Below are 20,557 nucleotides of genomic sequence, written 5' to 3' on the forward strand. Positions count from 1 at the left end.
TCTATAATAAATCAAAAAAAGCTGTAAACAGTACAAAACTGCTTACAGCTTTTCAAATAGATTATTAGTCGTTACGATTTGGGCATTTCTGGAGTTGTCACCCATGTTTCAACGATTGGGCCATTTTCGCCTTCATCCATAAAGAACGAACCATTTGAATAGCGGTCGCTAGGTCGTAATTGGAAAGATGGAATTTCTTCGATCATGCCTTTTTCCGATAGGATCACTAGTGTATCAAGATCGTTGACAAATTCTATACCTGCAACTCGATGTGGGTTTTTCTTCAACTCTCTCAGCATGATAACTCCTCGTTTTGCACGGGAAGTCATTTCAAACTCACTTCGTTTCATTTTCTTAATAGCGCCCCTCTGTGTAATTAGCGCAATCATAGAAGACTCAGTTTCAACAAAAACTTTACCTGCGACAATATAATCGTCGTCTTTTAGATTTATGCCTTTAACACCGGATGCACGTGCTCCAACTGTTGGTATTTCACTTTCCGGGAACATTAATCCATACCCAATAGAAGTAGCCAGGAAGATGGAATGATTTCCATCCGTTTGATGGATATCCACAACCTGATCATCTCCCTTAAGATTAATAGCTGTTAAAGGTTTAGAGTATCTGGTTGCCTTGTATAATGACAGTTCGGACTTCTTAACCATTCCGTTTTTCGTAACAAATAATAAGTACGCTTCTTTTTCAAAATCAGAAATCGGAATAGCCTTCAATAAATTTTGATTCTTTTCAAGCGGTACGATATTACTGATATGCTGCCCCGTATCCTTCCATCTGACGTCAGGAAGTAAATGAACCGGACAGTAAATATAACTGCCTTTATCCGTAAATAATAATAAAGTATCCGTTGTATTTATATCCAGCTTATGAAGGAGTCTGTCTCCTTCCTTCATTCCATAATCCTGGCCACCTGATGCAGCATATGAACGTAAGCTTGTCCGTTTGATATAGCCTTCTTTCGTGACCGTAACAACGACATCTTCGCTTGGAATGAGAACATCAAGATTTATCTTAATCTCTTCAATTTTATCTTCTATGATAGAACGACGTGAATCTGCAAACTCCTTTTTAACTTCTTTCAGTTCTTTTTTAATAACTGACATTAATTTCTTTTCACTACCAAGGATGGCTGTCAATTCTTCAATTTTTTTACGAAGTTCTTCAGCTTCATTTTCTAATGCCGTAATATCTGTATTCGTTAGTCGGTAGAGCTGAAGGGAAACAATTGCTTCAGCTTGTTCCTCTGTGAATGCGTATTCCCTCACCAGGTTTTCCTTAGCATCTTTTTTATCAAGAGAAGCTCGGATCGTTGCGATTACCTGATCAAGAATGGAAATCATTTTGATAAGTCCTTCAACAATATGCTGACGATCACGGGCTTTTGCCAATTCAAATTCCGAACGCCTTGTAATCACTTCACGACGGTGATCAATATAAGCATCCAGCATAGCTTTAATGCCCATGAGTTGCGGGCGTTTTTTATGAATGGCAACCATATTGAAATTATATGTAATTTGCAAGTCTGTATTTTTAAATAAATATTGAAGAATGACGTCGGAATCTACTTCTTTTTTTAGTTCAATAACAACTCGTAACCCTGTACGATCTGTTTCATCCCTTACCTCAGAAATACCCTCTAGTTTACGATCAAGCCGTAATTCATCAATTTTTTTTACAAGATTCGCTTTGTTTACATCAAATGGCAGCTCTGTAATCGTAATTTGCTGTCTGCCGCCTCGTAAGGTTTCAATAGTAGTTTTACTGCGGATCACAATTTTGCCTTTTCCTGTCTCATAGGCTTTTTTAATCCCATCCGCCCCCTGGATAATGCCGCCAGTTGGAAAATCAGGTCCTTTTACTGCAGTCATTAAATCATCCACCGTACAATCAGGATTATCGATTCGCATGATGGTAGCATCAACAATCTCGCTAAGATTATGCGGCGGAATCTCAGTAGCGTAACCAGCTGAGATTCCAGTTGAACCATTAACAAGCAAATTCGGAAATTTAGCCGGAAGTACAATTGGCTCTTCAGCTGTATCATCAAAGTTTGGTACAAAATCGACTGTTTTCTTATCTATATCCCGTAAAAGCTGGCCGGCAATTGAGGATAATCGCGCCTCCGTATAACGCATCGCGGCTGGCGGATCTCCATCTATACTACCGTTATTCCCGTGCATTTGAATCAATTCACGACGGAGTTTCCAATCCTGGCTCATTCTGACCATCGCTTCATATACAGATGAGTCACCATGCGGATGGAAGTTACCGATTACCAGACCGACTGTCTTTGCTGACTTTCTGTAGGGTTTATCATTGGTATTACCATCCGAATGCATAGCATAAAGGATTCTTCGTTGGACCGGTTTTAATCCATCTCGCGCGTCCGGTAATGCCCTGTCTTGAATAATATATTTACTGTATCGGCCGAAGCGGTCACCAATCACATCTTCAAGAGGTAGATCGCGAAATTTTTCTGCTGGTGTCATAATACTTCCTCCTCATCAGCAACCGTTAAGTTCTCATTCTCTAAGATATTACCATCTTCTTCTAATCCAAAAGCAACATTGGCCTCAATCCACTTACGTCTTGGTTCTACTTTATCTCCCATTAACGTCGTAATCCTGCGCTCTGCCCGTGCTGCATCATCAATGCGAACACGAATTAACGTACGTTGTTCCGGATCCATAGTCGTTTCCCACAGCTGGTCCGCGTTCATCTCTCCAAGACCTTTGTATCTTTGGAGCATGTATCCTTTTCCAACTTTTTTAATTGTACCTTCTAATTCATCGTCATCCCAGGCATACTCAATTACCTCACGTTTACCTGCTCCTCTACTAACTTTATATAAAGGAGGGAGGGCGATGAAAATTTTACCATGTTCAATTAATGGTTTCATATATCGATAAAAGAAGGTAAGCAATAACACTTGAATATGAGCGCCATCTGTATCAGCATCTGTCATAATAACAACTTTATCGTAATTGATATCCTCAACAGAAAAATCTGCTCCTACCCCACCGCCAATGGCATGGATAATCGTGTTTATTTCTTCATTCTTAAAGATATCCTCAAGTTTTGCTTTTTCTGTATTAATAACTTTACCACGCAAAGGCAAAACAGCCTGAAACCTTCTGTCACGTCCCTGTTTAGCTGAGCCTCCGGCAGAATCCCCTTCGACTAGGTACAATTCATTCTTCATGGGATTTCTCGATTGCGCTGGTGTCAGCTTACCAGAAAGAAGTGCATCTGATTTTTTACGCTTTTTCCCACCGCGTGCATCTTCCCTTGCTTTCCGGGCGGCTTCTCTTGCCTGAGCTGCTTTAACTGATTTACGGACCAACAAAGTGGCTATATCAGCATTTTCCATCAAATAATAGGATAATTTATCTGATATTACGGAATCAACCGCAGAACGCGCCTCACTGCTGCCTAATTTACTCTTTGTCTGTCCCTCGAATTGTAATAATTCTTCAGGTATTCTTACAGAAATAATAGCAGCCAGTCCTTCACGAATATCTGAACCATCTAAGTTTTTATCCTTTTCTTTCAGCAATCCGGATTTTCGGGCATATTCATTAAAGGCACGGGTAACGGCTGTTTTCATTCCAACTTCATGGGTACCGCCGTCTTTCGTTCTTACATTATTGACAAATGACAATATATTTTCGGAATATCCGTCATTAAATTGAAAAGCAAATTCAACTTCAATATCGGACTGAGTCCCTTCAAAGCTAACAACCGGATGCAAGGTATCCTTTTCTTCGTTTAAATAGGCAACAAATGCTTCAATACCATTCTCATAATGGAAAACTTCTTTTTCATCCGAACGTAAGTCAAGTAATTCAATTTTTAACCCTTTAAGTAAAAAAGCGGATTCACGTAAACGCTCACTTAAGGTTTCACGGTTATAAACAATTGTAGAGAAAATGCTTTGATCAGGTTTAAAATGTATGGTTGTGCCCGTTTGATTGGTTTTACCAATCTTCTCTAATGTCGTTACAGGTTTTCCGCCATTTTCAAATCGCTGTTCATAAATAAAGCCATCACGCTTAATAGTGACAACAAGCCATTCAGATAGGGCGTTTACGACAGAAGCTCCAACACCATGCAAACCCCCGCTAGTCTTATATCCACCCTGACCAAATTTACCGCCTGCATGAAGGATTGTTAAAATGACCTCAGGAGTCGGCTTACCCATTTTGTGCATACCGGTAGGCATTCCTCTTCCTTTATCCATTACACTAATACTGTTATCTTTATGAATCTTTACAATAATTTCGTCACCGTGGCCAGCTAATACTTCATCCACGGAATTATCTACAATTTCAAAAACGAGATGATGCAAGCCTCGAGTATCTGTGCTGCCGATATACATACCCGGCCGTTTTCGGACAGCTTCCAATCCTTCAAGTACTTGGATGGCATCTTCGTTATAATCTATAGTTTTTACTTTCTTTGCCACTTATGTACCCCTCTCTATACGTTACAACTTCTATTATATACATATTTCAAAACAAGAACAAATGTTCTTTGTTATATAAACATTCACCTATACGCTCTATTGCTCTATTTTTACAGATAATTTTTCGTTTCGCAAATAAAGTTTTCATAAATAGTATGTATACGTTGCCGTCCTCGTGCTATTTAGTACCAAGTAATTATATAAATTCCGACCTATATCTTAATTATGGTCTCATGTACACTCTTTTTACAACTATTAGTTTTTGGTACTCGCTACATAATAAAACCACCAATTATGTATTTATGAGTAATTGGTGGTCATTTTATATCATTTAGTTAGGGCATGCTCGACTTTTATACAGCGATCCATAATCACCGTGTACCCTTTATCCTTTAGCATATGGAAAGCCTCTTCATCTACAACTCCCAATTGAGTCCAAAATATATCCGCATTAATTTCCATAAATTCTTTTGCAAGGTCCATAACGTATTCAGAACGTCGAAAAATATTAACGATATCTACATGACCCTCGATATCTTTCAATGTTTTTACCGCCTTAACCCCCAAAACACTGTCCACTGCAGGATTGACAGGGATAATTTCATATCCATTATCCTGCATAGCTTTTGACACCATATAGGATGTCCGCTCAGGATTATCAGAAAGGCCAACGACAGCTATTCGTTTCGCTTTTTTTAACAGTACACCAATTTCTTCTCTTACAGGATTTTCTATCATGAGCTCAAACCCCTTCATTTTGAATGTATTCTTATGTATACCCTTAGGCTATTATAGAATAAACGGTACTCACCTAATAGGAAAGTGTTTAAGTTTACCAATTAAAATAAATTTGTATGTCTTTTTATATGTACATGGTAAAATATATTGAATAATTGTGTTAGAAAGGAAATGTTTGTATGTTATATTTATTATTTGTTCTGTCCTATCTGCTTGGATCCATACCATCAGGCTTAATTATAGGGAAAGTCTTTTATAACATAGATATACGGGAACATGGCAGCGGAAATCTCGGAGGAACCAATACATTCCGCACACTTGGTAAAAAAGCCGGTCTCATTGTGACATCAGTTGATATTTTAAAAGGAACTCTTGCAACCTTATTGCCATACATAATTCATATACAAGCAGATAACTGGCCTAGCTGGATTGCCATTCCGTTAGTTTGCGGTTTATTATCGGTTATTGGTCATATGTATCCGATTTTTGCAGGATTCCGAGGCGGTAAAGCAGTAGCAACTTCAGGCGGTATTTTACTTGGGTATGATCCAAAGTTGTTTTTAATTCTAGTCGCATGCTTTTTTATATTCTTATTATTAACTAAAATTGTTTCCTTATCTTCCATGTTGATTGCGATTGTTGCTCTTGTATATATCATCTTTACAGATGATTTGTCCTTTCAAATTTTAATTTTCTTCCTGGTAGGTTTTATCTTTTATCGACACCGTGCCAATATTAAAAGGATTATTAATAAAACAGAGCCAAAAGTTAATTTGTTTAAGCGTTGATATAAGACTGTTTTTGTTACCCTCCTATGGGGTGCAAAAACAGTCTTTTCCCTTTACTTTTGTAGTTCTTTTCAACAGGTAAATTAACCCATTACCCAGTATAGGTACCCCTATTTCATTTCATAAAGTGATCTATAAATTTTAATTCCTGTTTTTATCATTCTCCCCCCCTATTTATTGAATTTTACATTGACCCCATTATCTTGATGAAACTAACTTCTTAAACGCATGTTGTTGACTATCTTCAAATTCAAACAATCTAAGACATTTTTTATGAAGAATTAGTTGGAAATAGTAAAACTTTGTCAAAACTTTAAGTTCAACTACCCACAAAAATCCTTATTTTGCATTTTAATAGAAAAAGTGGCAATATACATATAGGAATGGCGGTATGATAAATTCCTGATTCTACAAGAATTTTGCTGGGTAGGTGAACCATGAAGAATAAAATAACCCTCTTTTTATTCATTAGTATACTTATGGGATCTATAGGTATATTTATGTCTATAAATAAGGAGGAGGTTTTTAAGCAATCTAATGAAAAAGCGGTAACATTGTCGTATAAAAAAGAGGTCGTATTATCAGAACGAATATACCAAACAACAGCTGAAATTGGAGCGATTGGTGATATATTACTGCATGATGAGGTCTATAAAGATGCTGATACTGGTTCCGGTTATGACTTTTCAGATATGTTCGCACCTGTAAAAGACATGTTAAGTAATCCTGATTTTACAATAGCCAATCAGGAATCTATTGCAGCTGGAAGCGATCTGGGATTATCCAGCTATCCATCATTTAACTCTCCATATGAAATCTCGGATACTTTACAGGACGTTGGAATAGATCTGGTAACCCTGGCAAATAACCACTCACTCGATAAGGGTGAAAAAGGGATTCTTCGTGCAATTGATTATTATAATAAAATTGGAATGCCATACGTCGGTATTAACAAAAATAATGAAGATGCCAGGCGTGATCGAATCATAGAAGTAAATGGAATACACATTGGTTTCCTTTCCTACACCTATGGAACGAATGGGATCCCTATTCCAGATGGGAAAGATTATTTAGTCAATTACTTAGACGATCGGAGAATCACACAAGATATTAAGGATTTACGGGGTAAAGTCGATCTCATCCTTATCAATGCCCATTGGGGATTAGAATATAAACGGACTCCATCAGATGAACAAAGAAGATTGGCAAAATTAATGGCCGAAGCGGGTGCTGACATCATTATCGGACATCACCCTCATGTCCTGCAGCCGATTGAATGGGTTGAGACTGCTAAACATAAAACTTTAGTCGTTTATTCATTAGGTAATTTTATTTCCGGTCAACAAAATGACTATAGAGATATCGGCGGAATGGTTACAATCAATATTAACAAAAAGTCGTCCGCTACAGGTGCTATTACAACTGTATCTGATGTTACCTTTACCCCAACTTATGTAACCAATCAAAATGATCAAGATTTTAGAATAAAACCTTTTGCTAATGAAGAAGTATTTGGCCAGAATAAGACCACTAAAGAAGAACTGACTGAATTCATGTCAGGTAATACAACAAAATAAGAATTTCATACAAGGCTATCCCACATGATATACTCTGTAGATGGGTAGCCTTTTTTATTTCAAAGGATCGTCACTAAATAGATTAACCCTGATATTTAAAGGATATATAACTAACTAGAGTTCTATTTTGATAAATTAAACTCTTACCAGAAACGCTTCATTGGATTGGTGATATGAAGAGGCTATATGTGTACAGTACTGGCTTCATCAAGGAAGAGTCTTACTTGGTTATTTATATTGATCCCATACCGATAAGTCGTTATTTTATATCCATTATGTCATAATGGTAGTATTCGAAAATCAGATATACTATAAAAATCACTAAATATCAGGAGGATACATCTATGAAAATTACAATAGACGACAAATCAGCAGCATGGTATAAAGAAGAATTAGAACTTGAAAAAGGCGGTAGTCTACGATTCTTCCCTCGTTATGGAGGATATAGCCCTATCCAGTCAGGTTTCTCTCTTGGAATTAATAAAGAGGATCCTAACCAAGCGGCAGTAACCCTTGTACAGGATGAGATTACTTATTTTGTTACGGAGGATGATGTATGGTATTTTGACGGACATGATCTTCATGTAACGTTCGATGATCGAAAAGCTGAGCCTACGTTCAACTACAGTAAATAATGGTGACGTGGGCTAATCGTATAAAGCCCCAGTCTAATAGCAGGCCGAGAGAACGCATTCGTTTCCCAGTCTGCTTTTGCTTTTTCTCAATTTATATAACCTCCCTTGATATCAGGAATATATAGATGTCTTATCTACTTTTTCAACTACTTATCATTACCTATAACATGATAATGATGAAATTTGGGGAAGACTGCGATCATCCATCTAGTAAGCACAAAAAAACTGTCGGCTAAGCCATAATAATGACTTAACCGACAGCTTTTTAATTACATCTATATCTATTTGCGTTTAATTTCTTCGTATTTTGCATTCCACTCTGGAAATGCTTTTTTGAACTGAATCGGTCTGAAATTGTCTTTTCTAACAACGATATGTGTGGTAGTCCCTGTTGCACATACCTGATCATGCTGATTCCGGATTTCATAGCCATATAGCGTTTTTAACCCGTTATTTTCTTCTATCCATGTATGTACATATGCTTTATCTCCATATCGTAATGGTGTCTTATAGGTTACTTGAACGTCATAAACAGGAGCATAATATCCTGCTTCTTCCATGTCGTTATATTTATAGCCTAACTCTTCAATAAAAGCAGTTCTGCCCAGTTCAAACCACTTAAGATAGTTGGCATGATACATAATGCCCATCATATCTGTATCTGCGTAAAACAACTGGATTTCTTTCTTCGAAACAAACATTCCTTACACTCCTATTCTACTATAATGGTTCCTTCTCTATTCTAACACATTTTGAAAATCTGCCTTCACCAAGGTAGAATTGTCAACATCCCTATGTGTTTCGTCAATCAAGCGAACAGCCTGCGCCTGAATAGCATTATCCACCAGATTGATGGCAAAGCGTCCATTCCCATCAATTTTAATGAGATTTAATTTTTCAACTAAATAATCTTTTGCTGGCTGATCTAATACATATTGATACTTTTGAGCATAGTTCTCAATAATCTGCATTAATTCTTCGATCGTGTAGTCCGGGAAATGCATGAACTTTTTAAATCTTGATGAAAAACCTGGATTACTGGACAGCAAAGTCTTCATTTCATCCGGATAACCTGCCAAGATAATGACGAGGTTTTCATTATGCTTCGTCATCTCATCAACCAATGTATTGACCACTTCTTTCCCATAGTCTGAATTAGAAGAGCTCAATAAGGAGTAAGCCTCATCAATAAATAGCACACCACCCAATGCATCTTGAACTTTCTTTTTCGTTTTAATGGCAGTCTGCCCAACGTAGCCTGCCACGAAATCAGCACGGCTTGCTACAACGAGATGTCCCCTCTTCAACAATCCACAATCTCGGAGAATTTCAGAATATAGCTTTGCAACTGTCGTTTTTCCAGTCCCTGGATTTCCGGTAAAGACTGCATGAAGCTGAATAGGTACTGTACTCTTACCTGCCTGCCTTCTCGATTGTTGAATCCTTACAAATGCGGATAGTTTATGTATCTCCTCTTTAATTGTATCCAGACCAACCAGATTCATTAATTCTGACTGTGGATCTCCTGTAGCTATAGGGAACTGTGAAGAAAAATCTACTTCCTGCAAAAGAAGAAAGTTTAAAAAGCTCCCATTATCCATCCTGTTACCAATCGAACCTTTATGGAATATAGCATCCATGACAATCGACTTTACTGTTCTGGCATTCCCAAATGTTTGATCGACCATCTCGTATTCGATTCGTTTTTTTAAAGCTGGAATAGCTTCTGGGGCGATAAAATAATGATTCTTCTCACCCGATTGAATAGCAATCTGAACCATTTCTTCCAATGAATAGTCTGGTAATTCCATATAATTAAAATGAGGAAAACGGCTCCGCAAACCAGGATTACTATCCAAGAATTGTCTCATTTCTTCAGGATATCCTGCTAATATAACTGCGAATTTCCCTGCATATTCGGCACTATCCATAAGTGATATCAGGGTATCAATAACAGTTTGTCCATAATCAGCGCCTTGTTGCCCCTCTCTTTTCAGACTATACGCCTCATCAATGAAGAGTACACCTCCAATTGCTTCTTCAACGGCCTTACGAACATTTTCCTCTGTTTGTCCCACGTACGCTCCAACCAATTTAGACCGATCTACTTCAACGATCGATTCCTTCGGCAATATGCCTAATTCATAATAGATTTTCGCCAATAATCTGGCCAGGGTCGTCTTTCCAGTACCTGGGTTCCCTGTGAGAACCATATTAAGACTAATATCCCCTGTATTACTAAACCCCATTTTTTCCCGCTGTTTCTGATATTTTAGAAATTGATAAAGCTGGTTTACCCGTTTTTTAATTTCACTTAGACCAATCATTTGGCTAAGTTCTACTAATGCACTTTGATGATCTTCATGGTTATTCTTATCTTGTTTTGATATATATTCATTAAATTGATCGATCCTATTATTCAATGTATTTAGTGAAGATTTAAACTCCTGATAAACAATGGCGGTATGAAAATTGCCGCTTAAAGTCTCTTCATATTCTTTAGCTGTAGAAAGGACCTTTTGCATATGGATAAGTATTTCATCTAAATACCTTTTAGCAGCCATACTGGCTTCTGATTCTGCTGTATGACTAATTTGCTTTAACGCATCGGATGTTCGATTCAAATATAAATTTGTTTCAGTCATAATTTGAATGACGGTATTACGTTTGGCTGTTCGATTATCCGTTTCCCGTAAAGTTGGAATACGAAAGCCGGCAAATAAATCATTGAATTGATTTAATTGTTTACTCTCCAGTAATAACTGTATATCAGCTCTGCCATTTAATAAGCGATTAGCTTCCTCGATTAATAGATAATATAAATCATCTTGTTCCTTTTCTTTACTCCTTTGAAGAGCCAATAAATAGAGCAGTTTTCCTTCAAGTTCGTTTTGATCTTCTTGAATAGCTTGATTGTGACAAAGCCATTGTACTGCTTCAAGCAATTCGGATTTAGCAGGCAGGGAATCTTCTTCATTCCATTTTCTCTCCCACTCATCAAGCTTGGTTTTATATTGGGTTATCATAAATTCCATCTTTTTGTTTCATCCTTTTTTAGTCGATGTATCCATCCTACCATACAACACGTTCCAGTTTAATCTATTTGGCTTATGCATAACAGATAAGCATTGGTTTTAAAACAGTCTGAGCTTAATGGAATTTTAATCACTTCTTGCAAGTATTTGTTCATGTAATATCCGCAAGTTTTAAAGTTCACATTCCTTCATGGTTAATGAGGAAGGGAATTTAGTACCCTATTTTTATTTTTGGTTTTCTTTGATTCGGTTTCTTTTTCTTGATTGCTGGGTTTTGGGTTTGAAAATCAACTATGAAGATTTGGAACATAGTATTTTTATTTCATTATAGAAATAATTCTCGAATTGGATATTTAGTCGAAAGCGAAAACAAAAACAAAAAAGAACCCGCTCGTTTACCTAATAGGTTTACAAGCAGGTTTTTTAATATTCTGTCTTTATCAATTATTCACCTTTGGTTTGAATGACATCTGGATGTTTTCCAGAAGTATCTTGCATTTTTTTACCTTTATTTCCTCCAGCGGCTCTCGGCTGAGTCCCTATATGATTTGGTACAAATGGTTTAGAATTTCTTTTTGGATTACCCATTTTTTTCACCCCTTCATACTTAGCATGCTTATTTAGGTACGTCTTATGAAGGGTATATTATGGATACTATTCGGCTCTTTCCATCATTCTTTTATCAATTCGATCCTCAAGGATAGCCATAGCTTCTTTATCCATCAAGATTAGCTTTTTATTTTCCATAATTAAATCGGCTAAAGACATTCTTTTTCGCTTTTTCATCTATATACCACCATCCGTAATCGTATTTTTCTTTATCTTTATTATCTTTGCCTTTACTTTTTGTATTTATAACCTTTTTTGAAAATATAAATATCTGAATTGGCTATTTAATGTGAAAAAACAGCCTACTCGGCTGTTTACATGTTCCTGATATTTTCTTCCATTTGTTTATATTCCATTATTCCCACTACTTTTTTCTCAATGACTCCCTTTTCATTTATAAAAAATGAAGTTGGAATCGATACCACCTTATACTTTTTGTTGACTTCACTATCTACATCCAATACCGTTGGAAAAGTTAAATCTAGATTCTTCATAAATCCTTTAATATCTTTATCAGAATCCATATTCACGGCTAGAACGACTACGTTTGGATAGGTTTGATGGATTTTTTCCATTTCAGGCATCTCCTTTTTGCAAGGATTGCACCATGTTGCCCAAAAATTTAAAAATACTTTTTTCCCTTTATAATCTGATAAGGAAATATCCTTCCCATCAGGATCTTTCAACGTAAAGTTAATAGCTTCATTTCCCTCACCTGCTTCAACAGGAGTATCCTGATTTTTCAATGCTCCGTAAAATGCTAAACCAATCAGTATCAACAACAAGAATGACCCGATGATTTTTTTCATAGTAAACTCCCCCAGCCACATATATGTACATCCCCAAAGGAAATTGTATCAGTATTTCCAAATTTGCGAAAGTCTGTAAAACAAGTTAATCAGAGAAGAGATTTTTCCTTATCAATAGGAGAATATTATATACCTAATGAGAATAAAGGAAAATCAATATAAAAAAGCTGACCGAAGTCAGCTTTTAAATTTTTACATAGTAGATGAAGTTTCTTGTAATTTACCACGCAGTACCATTGGCAATATACCGCCATGGCGATAATAATCAATTTCGACATCAGAATCAAATCGAACTAAAACGTCAAATTTCTTCTCTGTTCCGTCCTCAGCGATTGCCGTTACTGTTATGATATCACGTGGTTTAACATTTTCATTGACAGGGATAAAGATTCTTTCTTTACCCGTTAACCCAAGAGTTTTAGCACTTTCGCCTTCTTTAAACTGAAGCGGAAGCACACCCATCAATACAAGATTAGAGCGGTGAATTCTTTCAAAGCTTTCCGCAATTACTGTTTTAATACCAAGCAAATTGGTTCCTTTAGCAGCCCAGTCACGAGAACTTCCCATCCCATAATCTTTTCCTGCTAACACAATTAAGCCAGTATCGTCTTTTTTATATTCCATACATGCATCATAGATAGACATAATTTCACCGGTAGGCCAATAAGTGGTATAACCACCTTCAGTACCTGGGGCAATTTGATTTCGAATACGGATATTGGCAAATGTACCACGCATCATGACTTCATGGTTACCACGACGTGAACCATATGAGTTAAAATCACGGATGGCAACTCCTTTTTCACGCAAGTATTTACCTGCTGGAGTATCCTTGCCAATCGATCCTGCTGGAGATATATGGTCAGTTGTAACCGAATCACCAAATAATCCTACAATACGTAATCCATCGAGCGGTTTTACCTCTGAAGGATTAGGATCCATTTTTTCAAAATATGGTGGATTTTGAATATATGTTGAATCAAAATCCCAGTTGTATAATGGTTCATTGCTAGTTTGGATTTCATTCCATCTAGCGTTATCATCAAATACATGCTCATATTCTTTAAGGAAAAGATCTGATGTTACAGTTTCCTGTACCAGTTTATTGATCTCTTCACTTGTTGGCCAGATATCTTTGAAATAAACGTCTTTCCCATCTTTCCCTTTACCAATTGGTTCATGTTCAAAATCAATGTCAACCGTACCGGCTAAAGCGTATGCGACAACCAATGGCGGTGATGCCAAATAGTTTGCTTTTACTAACGGATGAATACGTCCTTCAAAGTTCCGATTACCTGATAATACAGAAGTAACGAGTAAATCAGCTTCGGCAACAGCTACTTCAATTTCATCCATTAATGGTCCTGAGTTACCAATACAAGTGGCACAGCCATACCCAACAAGATTAAAACCAAGCTCATCCATGTATGATTGCAGGCCTGAATCACGCAAATAGCCTGTCACGACTTTTGATCCCGGTGCTAAAGACGTTTTCACATGATGTGGAACTTGTAATCCCAGTTCAACTGCTTTCTTAGAAACTAGACCGGCACCAAGCATTACATATGGGTTAGATGTATTTGTACAGCTAGTTATTGCAGCAATAGCGATGTCCCCCGTTTTCATTGGAGCTTGACGGCCATCCTTCAGCTGAACCGTAATTTTCTTGTTGATTTCTTCCTGGCTAAGTCCGAACCCTGCGTTTCCGACTGGAGCAGTTAAAGCTTCATTGAAAGCAGATTTCATATTGGATAATGGAATTAAATCCTGTGGACGTTTAGGGCCGGATAAATTAGCTTCAATTTCTGAAAGATCAATCTCAATCACTTTTGTATATCTTGGTTCATCACTATTTTTATAGTAGAACAAGCCATTTTCTTTACAATATTTCTCAACGATTGCAATATGGTCTTCAGTTCGTCCTGTCAATCGCATATATTTGAGAGATTCCTCGTCAATTGGGAAAAATCCGCATGTAGCGCCATATTCAGGTGCCATATTGGCGATGGTTGCACGGTCTGATAGTGATAAAGCACTCATACCAGGACCAAAAAATTCAACAAATTTATTTACAACGCCACTTTTACGTAAAATTTCAGTAACTTTTAAAGCCAAATCTGTTGCCATGGCACCATTTGGCAAGGAATTAATAAAACGTACACCAATTACTTCAGGTACAGGAAAATAGGAAGGTTGGCCAAGCATACCTGCTTCCGCTTCAATTCCACCTACACCCCATCCCAATACACCAAGGCCATTGATCATCGTAGTATGAGAATCGGTTCCTACCAATGAATCTGGATATGCCATGTAATCACCATCGGGCATTTCAGTCGCATGAACAACATTTGCCAAATATTCAAGGTTAACTTGGTGAACAATACCGGTATCAGGTGGAACAGCACGATAATTATCAAATGCTTTTTGGGCCCAGCTTAAGAACTGGTAACGTTCGGCATTTCGTTCAAATTCAAAATCCATATTTATCTGCAGAGAATCTGCAGTCCCATATTTATCAACCTGAACAGAATGGTCAATAACTAAATCAACCGGTATTTCGGGATTTATCTTATCAGCATCTCCGCCGATATCAGCCATAGCTTTACGTAATGAAGCAAGATCTACAACTGCTGGAACACCTGTGAAGTCCTGCAAAATAACGCGGGAAGGTTTAAAAGGAACATCGACATCAATCGACATATCTTCCGTGCCCCATTTAGCCAGATTTTCTACATGTTCCTTTTTTATGATTCTCCCATCCATTTGACGCAAAACACTTTCCAATAAAACTTTAATGGAATATGGCAGCTTGGATACTTCACCGACACCTGCTTCTTCCAATACATTCAAATTGTAGTAATGATAGCGTTTACCATCAATCTCAAAAAATCTTCGTGAGTCGAACACATCATTTTTCCCCACTCAAATTACCCCCTCTAGGTAAAAAATAAATAAGTTACAGAATACAAATTGTAGAACAGTTAAATACTCTTCGTTCAATTCTAATATTCTAACAATTTAATATTAATATAACCTTTTCATAATGTAAAATATAAGTAATTTATTACCTCCTATAAGTTTTACTTAATGGTAATTATTTTCCTAATAAAACAAAAGGCCAATCAGCAATGTTAAGATAACTGCTGATTGGCTTTAATTATTGAAGGTTTTGATATTTATCTAAATCTGAAACCATCTTATCTAATGTGTCTCTGTAATTATCCAGCTGGCCTTTTTGATGTTCACTTGCAATTTCATACGCATTTTCAACTTGCTGATATGCTTCGTTAATCTCTTCCCATAGATGGCTCAATTCATGCCCAAATTGTGGGTCATGCTGCATCGATTCCAAATTTTCATGGACTTCCACTGCTTTTCTTACTCCATTTTGTGCTGATTGAAAAGCCTGAACTTTATTTTTGTGATAAGGCACATGCACCCCTCCTTAGCAATATATCTTCTATGATGTACGGAATGATTCTGCCTTATTCATGGTATAAATCATCATCTAGTCTAATCGTTATTATATACCAGTATAATCATTTCATTGACACTCATACTAAAGTCAGGAGGGATTAAGATGCCAAATAAAAATGCTAACCATCAAAAAGGCTCTAAAGACAATAATCACAATGGTCAGCCCGCTCCATTAAGCGGCTCTCATAAAGTAAAAAACAGGCAGCATACACGCCAAAAAAATCATTCTCATCATGATATGTAACATAAACCATTTACTGCGAGAGAAATATTTCAATTTCTCTCGCAGTATTTTTTTATAGGTGTACTTCCTCCAGCTCTTTAGCATCTTCTCCAAAGTATTTTTCTACTTTTTATAACCTTATAGCTCCTCATCCTATATACCAAGTATATTCTTTTAACGTTCATGCTATTTCTTATACATCATCCGTATTTTGTTGAGCGTTTCTTAATTCATTAATATGTGTAAATAAAACCTTTTGTGGTACTTATACCTATATAATCATTTTTATTACAGGAGGTTATTTTAAAAGAATGGATTATGTATGGTACGCAAGTTATGGCTCGAATTTATTAAAAAGTCGCTTCCATTGTTATATAAGTGGGGGAAAGCCAGAGGGTTCAACAACAGCTGAATCTGGATGCTCTAATCCTGCTTTTCCTATAAAGTCGGCCCCTATATCCCTTCCATATGAAATGTATTTCTCGGAATACTCAAATCGTTGGAAGGGCGGTGTCGCTTTTATTGATATTGTGAAAGATAAAAGCACGAACACATTTGGAAAGAAATATTTAATTACAAGCAATCAATTTAAGCAAATTGTACAACAGGAAAATGGTGATTTTGAGATGGAAGTTAATCTTGAATTAGCGAAAAGAGTTCACACCTATTCTGTTAATGAATCATGGTATGGAAACATTCTCTACTTGGGCGAAGCTGAGGGTTATCCGATCTTTACATTTACAGACAATCGTAAATTGTCTGATAAGAAAATAACCCCTCCTTCTCTGCCCTATTTAAAAAACATCTATTACGGTCTATTAGATCTTTTTAAAGACGATAAGAATCTTATCGAATATTTATATACAAAAAAAGGTGTTTCAGAGACCTATTCATTGGCTGACTTAGAGAGATATTTTAAATGAAAACTCAAAAAAACAACTGCACTCAGGATTATCTGTTTTATTTAACAATGTTTGAGTGCAGTTCGTTTATTTCGCTATTCAATTAAATCACTTCATCAGCTTTTAATAAGAATTCAAGATCTCTTTGCTGAATAAATTTTCCAGTATCATTGGCAGGCATATCTTGTTTTAATATCTCAATTGCTATCTTAATTGGTACCCATCTCAGTACAAAGCCATCATTTATCTCTTCATCTGTATACATAGGATCTTTTAAATCACCAGTAGCTTTAGCCGTGTATCCATATGACAATTGAAGAAGTTCTTCGTTGTTGCGGTATTCAATAGTGATGCCGAGTTCTTTAATATCCTCGATTAAGGTCCCTACTTCCTCTTCGACCTCTCTTTTTAGTGCCTCATAAATCGTTTCACCATCTTTAATACCTCCACCAGGTAATTTATGATAGTTTCCATTTGTAACAAATAAAAGTGCAATTTCATCGCGGTCATTAATGACTACGGCTCTGGATGCCTTTCTGATACGGTATGCAAGACCCGTATACTGTTCTGACGCATCATCATAAATTTCCTTGATTAGTTCCATTTTTTTGACCCCTTTATCTTACTTCTGATTCTTAGTTAGATTATATATCTTTTTACTCTATTTGTTATATATATTTAAGCATATCTTTAATAAAATGCATCATGCCTATCTGTTATATTAGGTATCATTTTAAATTTTCATATCAAAACTATTTGTTATGTGGACTTGAGCGAAGTAAAATACCAATAAATTTTCCGCTAAAATTAAGATTAAATAAGCATTACTAGTTTTCTCTTTATTTCAGTTTACGGACCATTGATAAAGGTGGCCCTCGCCATTATTCGTAATTCCTGTCGCTACTCTGTTAACGTCTAGGCAATTGAAAAAACCTCTTCTACTGAAGAGGAGGTTAAGCAGAGAAATATTGTTCATAAGGACTGATATCTATTTTTTCAGTTTTCAATTTTTTGCGAAGAAATTTATGATCACGCTTTGGTGTTGCCAAAATATACCCTTTAATAATAAGGTCCAACGTAATTTGATTTGCCTTTTCCTTAAGGGCCAGTTCCCCAATTTTCCCAGCAATTTTATGCCTGGCTACATCCCGAAACAACTCTGGTACAGGGCTGACCAATTCTTCCAAAAAAGCTTTCCCATCCTGATTCCAAAGATCCCTTGTTTGATCTACATATTCGACTTCTCTGTCCATATCCGATTTTCCATCTTCTTTTGGAAGCTTCTTCAAGAATTTTCGAAACATAAAAAATCCACCAATTGCCATAAATCCAATCATAAAAATTATCCAAAGCAGGATGAACCATAGAAACCATCCTTCTAACATATTCTATTCACCCCATATAAGTAATACCAAACTACATAACTATCTAATAATTTCCATATTTATTATAACAAATGATTGTAAACCTTCAACTAAATTGACTAATAATTACTAAATTAGTAGTGATCACCTTTAACTTTCTAGGAACCATCTATGTTAATTGAGAAATTCAGAAATATACAGTAACAGTCCGTAATATGAAAAACTCTGCTATTACACTCTGACTGTATTAAAAAAATGGAATATACAGCCAGTTCGCTTCATATCAATGACAATCAAGACGCATTATTTTCTTAAATAAGAGGTTGTTGTAAAAAGCGGCTGTATCTTTACTAGATTTAAAGAGCCATTTTGGGTTGTTTTTTCAATTATCTATAAGGAGGTCTTTATTTAATGGGGAAAAAAGTACACAGACGCAGAGAAGTCAGACGATTACTCCGGGAAGAATTAAGGAAGATGGAAGCAATAGCCAAACAACAAACGAATGAACCATTAACACCAATTGGAAAATAATAAAATATTTTAGTACATTTATCTCTCGACATAGACATCCGGAATGCTGATATTCCGGATGTTTTTCCATTTTTATGTAAAATTTATAGGAAAATAAAACCTTTAAACTTTGCGAAAGTAAATAAATACCTCCCCCTGGATATTTTTTTATTCCCCTTAACTCTATATTTGTCAAGACTTTTTCCGCCCTCTGTTACCAAAAATTATTATTTACATGTTTCTTTATGAAAAACACTGGGTACTTATTAGATTGTACGAGCAACCGCTCGAAAAATACTACTTTTTACGGAGGTATGAGATATGTTTTTTCATAAAAAAGAACTTCAATTTGAAGCAAAACCAACTAAAGCAGATCCATTAATGGCTAAAAAAATTCAAGAATTAATCGGCGGACAATATGGTGAAATGACTGTTATGATGCAGTATTTGTTCCAAGGATGGAGTGTACGCGGTAATGAAAAATACAAGGATCTTTTATTAGATATTGGTACAGAAGAAATCGGCCACGTTGAAATGTTAGCGACTATGGTTGCACGTCTACTTGATGGCGCACCACTTAAAGATCAGGAAAATGCAATGGCTGACCCAGCAATCGCTGCTGTACTAAGCGGTATGAATCCACAACATGCTATTGTTTCCGGATTAAATCCTCGTCCACAGGACAGTGTTGGTAACCCTTGGATGGGAAGCTATGTAACAGCAAGCGGCAACTTATTGGCTGACTTCCGCTCTAACCTGAATGCTGAATCACAAGGTCGTTTAGCAGCAGTCCGTGTTTATGAAATGACAGATGATCCAGGAATTAAAGATTTGCTATCTGTTCTTATCGCACGTGATTCCTTTCACCAAAACCTTTGGGCAAAAGCAATCGCTGAATTGGAAGAACAAGAAGGATTACTTGTTCCAAGCACATTCCCACGTGAAAAAGAACGTCTGGATATCGCATACTCTTTATATAATTTCTCTGAAGGCGAAGAAAGCAGCACTGGAAGTTGGGCAAGTGGCCCAGCACCAGATGGACAAGGTGAATTCCGTTATGAAGCAGTGGTTCCACCTGCAGAAGGCGCAAAACCAATGTTAAAACCTGCTCCGCTGGAAACTCATAATACATTACCAACAGATACAGACAAACCAATCCTTTAAGATAAAAAAGCGCCCTTTGGGGTGCTTTTTTTATCTTTTAATGTTCTCCAAACACGGTTACAAGTTTCTCTACTATTTTAGTCTCCCCCCCTATTGTCACATGATTCTATATTCCATGTTACCGAAAACATCACAAAAAATTCCATGCACTTCAAAACATACATGATTTTTAGGTGAGGTTTTTGATTTTGTCTCGTGGGTTTTCCATCAACAATTAAGGAAACAGAAAATCATAGTTCTATT

Annotated in this window: 18 protein-coding genes; 6 read left to right on the forward strand and 12 right to left on the reverse strand. The window is 36.5% G+C overall.

Features of this window, described 5'->3' with window-relative positions:
* Positions 1-71: 71 nt before the first annotated feature.
* The 3 genes from parC to AC4G3K_RS14030 form a co-directional block, all read right to left on the reverse strand.
* On the reverse strand, positions 72-2,507 hold the full coding sequence (gene parC, locus AC4G3K_RS14020) for a DNA topoisomerase IV subunit A (RefSeq protein WP_491133708.1): 2,436 nt from the start codon (positions 2,505-2,507) through the stop codon (positions 72-74).
* Positions 2,504-4,462: a DNA topoisomerase IV subunit B gene (gene parE / locus AC4G3K_RS14025; protein WP_491076212.1), complete on the reverse strand. Its 1,959-nt coding sequence runs from the start codon at positions 4,460-4,462 to the stop codon at positions 2,504-2,506. The genes parC and parE overlap by 4 nt, the downstream gene beginning before the upstream one ends.
* Positions 4,463-4,810: 348 nt before the next feature.
* Positions 4,811-5,239: a CoA-binding protein gene (locus tag AC4G3K_RS14030; RefSeq protein ID WP_491075038.1), complete on the reverse strand. Its 429-nt coding sequence runs from the start codon at positions 5,237-5,239 to the stop codon at positions 4,811-4,813.
* A gap of 161 nt (positions 5,240-5,400) precedes the next feature.
* Here AC4G3K_RS14030 and plsY point away from each other — a divergent pair, with 161 nt between their 5' ends.
* The 3 genes from plsY to AC4G3K_RS14045 all read left to right on the forward strand — a co-directional run bounded on the left by plsY (position 5,401) and on the right by AC4G3K_RS14045 (position 8,221).
* Positions 5,401-6,009 (forward strand): glycerol-3-phosphate 1-O-acyltransferase PlsY, encoded by a 609-nt coding sequence (gene plsY, locus AC4G3K_RS14035; protein WP_491133709.1) that lies wholly within the window; start codon positions 5,401-5,403, stop codon positions 6,007-6,009.
* 437 nt (positions 6,010-6,446) lie between these two features.
* A complete protein-coding gene (locus tag AC4G3K_RS14040; protein WP_491133710.1) occupies positions 6,447-7,586 on the forward strand; it encodes a CapA family protein in 1,140 nt (379 codons plus the stop codon).
* Between the two features lie 344 nt (positions 7,587-7,930).
* Positions 7,931-8,221 (forward strand): HesB/YadR/YfhF family protein, encoded by a 291-nt coding sequence (locus tag AC4G3K_RS14045; RefSeq protein ID WP_491133711.1) that lies wholly within the window; start codon positions 7,931-7,933, stop codon positions 8,219-8,221.
* Positions 8,222-8,502: 281 nt separating this feature from the next.
* On the opposite strand, the gene AC4G3K_RS14050 is transcribed toward AC4G3K_RS14045, so the two are convergent.
* The 7 genes from AC4G3K_RS14050 to AC4G3K_RS14080 form a co-directional block, all read right to left on the reverse strand.
* Entirely contained in the window at positions 8,503-8,922 is a 420-nt protein-coding gene (locus AC4G3K_RS14050) for an acyl-CoA thioesterase (protein ID WP_491133712.1), read from the reverse strand.
* A gap of 36 nt (positions 8,923-8,958) precedes the next feature.
* Positions 8,959-11,256, reverse strand: a complete 2,298-nt coding sequence (locus tag AC4G3K_RS14055) for an AAA family ATPase (RefSeq protein ID WP_491133713.1) — start codon at positions 11,254-11,256, stop codon at positions 8,959-8,961.
* A gap of 444 nt (positions 11,257-11,700) precedes the next feature.
* A complete protein-coding gene (locus AC4G3K_RS14060; protein ID WP_491075032.1) occupies positions 11,701-11,844 on the reverse strand; it encodes an acid-soluble spore protein N in 144 nt (47 codons plus the stop codon).
* Between the two features lie 66 nt (positions 11,845-11,910).
* Complete coding sequence (locus AC4G3K_RS14065; RefSeq protein ID WP_491075031.1) at positions 11,911-12,042, reverse strand: FbpB family small basic protein; 132 nt, start codon at positions 12,040-12,042, stop codon at positions 11,911-11,913.
* Positions 12,043-12,179: 137 nt separating this feature from the next.
* Positions 12,180-12,674 carry a TlpA disulfide reductase family protein gene (locus AC4G3K_RS14070; RefSeq protein ID WP_491133714.1) on the reverse strand — a complete coding sequence of 165 codons (495 nt, stop codon included), beginning with the start codon at positions 12,672-12,674 and terminating at the stop codon, positions 12,180-12,182.
* 192 nt (positions 12,675-12,866) lie between these two features.
* Positions 12,867-15,596, reverse strand: a complete 2,730-nt coding sequence (gene acnA, locus AC4G3K_RS14075; RefSeq protein ID WP_491133715.1) for an aconitate hydratase AcnA — start codon at positions 15,594-15,596, stop codon at positions 12,867-12,869.
* Between the two features lie 235 nt (positions 15,597-15,831).
* Positions 15,832-16,107: a hypothetical protein gene (locus AC4G3K_RS14080; RefSeq protein WP_491075028.1), complete on the reverse strand. Its 276-nt coding sequence runs from the start codon at positions 16,105-16,107 to the stop codon at positions 15,832-15,834.
* A gap of 147 nt (positions 16,108-16,254) precedes the next feature.
* On the opposite strand from AC4G3K_RS14080, the gene AC4G3K_RS14085 reads away from it, so the two are divergent.
* Complete coding sequence (locus AC4G3K_RS14085; RefSeq protein ID WP_491075027.1) at positions 16,255-16,395, forward strand: small acid-soluble spore protein P; 141 nt, start codon at positions 16,255-16,257, stop codon at positions 16,393-16,395.
* Positions 16,396-16,685: 290 nt separating this feature from the next.
* On the forward strand, positions 16,686-17,297 hold the full coding sequence (locus AC4G3K_RS14090; RefSeq protein ID WP_491133716.1) for a hypothetical protein: 612 nt from the start codon (positions 16,686-16,688) through the stop codon (positions 17,295-17,297).
* An 82-nt stretch (positions 17,298-17,379) separates the two neighbouring features.
* On the opposite strand, the gene AC4G3K_RS14095 is transcribed toward AC4G3K_RS14090, so the two are convergent.
* Both AC4G3K_RS14095 and AC4G3K_RS14100 read right to left on the reverse strand, forming a co-directional pair.
* Positions 17,380-17,880: an NUDIX domain-containing protein gene (locus AC4G3K_RS14095; RefSeq protein ID WP_491133717.1), complete on the reverse strand. Its 501-nt coding sequence runs from the start codon at positions 17,878-17,880 to the stop codon at positions 17,380-17,382.
* Between the two features lie 349 nt (positions 17,881-18,229).
* Entirely contained in the window at positions 18,230-18,661 is a 432-nt protein-coding gene (locus tag AC4G3K_RS14100; protein WP_491133718.1) for a DUF2621 domain-containing protein, read from the reverse strand.
* Positions 18,662-19,471: 810 nt separating this feature from the next.
* Between AC4G3K_RS14100 and AC4G3K_RS14105 the strand changes: the two genes are divergently transcribed.
* Positions 19,472-20,314 carry a manganese catalase gene (locus AC4G3K_RS14105; protein ID WP_491133719.1) on the forward strand — a complete coding sequence of 281 codons (843 nt, stop codon included), beginning with the start codon at positions 19,472-19,474 and terminating at the stop codon, positions 20,312-20,314.
* The last annotated feature ends 243 nt before the right edge of the window (positions 20,315-20,557 follow it).

The sequence above is a fragment of the Bacillus sp. z26 genome (assembly GCF_058313635.1).